Raw genomic sequence first — 959 nt, forward strand, 5'->3', positions numbered from 1 at the left:
CCTCCGATCTTTTTCAGCAGATACGCCCGGTTGGGGTCGTTGTCAGAGGGCTGAACATATCGGGCCACCAGGGGGTTATTGGCCCCAGTGGAGTGGACCATCACGCCTCTGGGGGTGATAGTGCGTCCGGCCTTATAGCAGTCGTTGGCGATCAGATAACATTGAATCAGGTTCATTTTTACTTTTCCTCCTTCTTCTGGTTCAAAACGTCAATGGCGTTGGTGATGACATCGGGAATGGGCACACCCATCAACCCCGCATTTTCCACCAAAGACAGCACCTCGTTTGCGATGAACGCAATACACACAGCATCCCTGATGTAAGTAGTTCCTACGGCCAGATCCAGTCGATGACCGATCAGGACAAAAAGCAACATAACTCCCTTGCGAAACAGTCCCTTGAGACCGGCGTTGCTTTCCAGCGCCCCGGTGACCGTCTTGGGAGAGTTATGGAACACGCCAGCCACCACCAGACCGGTGATATAGTCGATCACCATGCAGATAAGCAACGTAGTGAGTGCCTCAGACCAGCCACCAAAAATCGTGGAAACAGCAGCCCCCACCATGCCAACGCTTGTACAAACCAAATTTTTCATTTTCTATCACCTCGTAAATATTTTTGTTCGTTCAGTGTGCTTTTACCAAGATCGTCCCGTCCCCAGACGCACCATTAGAATAGGCCATGGATGGTAATTTCATGCGCTCGCCTCTTCTTTCCAGATGGTCTCGTAGACCCCAACGGCCCCGGGCTCCCAGATGTTATCATCCACCTGGGACACCCACTTCTTTTCTTTGTGGGTGCACTGGCTGCCCTTCTGCCAGTGGCTTCTCCCCACGCCAGCCCAGGGATACCAGGCAGGCCATTCCTCCCCAGGCTCCGGCTCGCCCACGGTACCGCCCAAAGCCTCAATGGCCGCCCGTAGAATCTTTGTCTCCTGTTCCAGGGCGTCCACCCGATCC

The 959-nt window shown here is 54.0% G+C and carries 1 protein-coding gene and 2 pseudogenes; all 3 read right to left on the reverse strand.

The window, feature by feature from the left end:
* Positions 1-176: pseudogene (locus B5G37_RS15825) on the reverse strand (amidase); the annotation flags it as partial.
* Between the two features lie 2 nt (positions 177-178).
* Positions 179-595, reverse strand: a complete 417-nt coding sequence (locus B5G37_RS14645) for a phage holin family protein (RefSeq protein WP_087258984.1) — start codon at positions 593-595, stop codon at positions 179-181.
* Between the two features lie 99 nt (positions 596-694).
* Positions 695-959 (reverse strand): annotated as a pseudogene (locus B5G37_RS15410) (hypothetical protein); the annotation flags it as partial.

The organism is Pseudoflavonifractor sp. An85 (assembly GCF_002161235.1).
Lineage (GTDB): Bacteria > Bacillota > Clostridia > Oscillospirales > Oscillospiraceae > Enterenecus.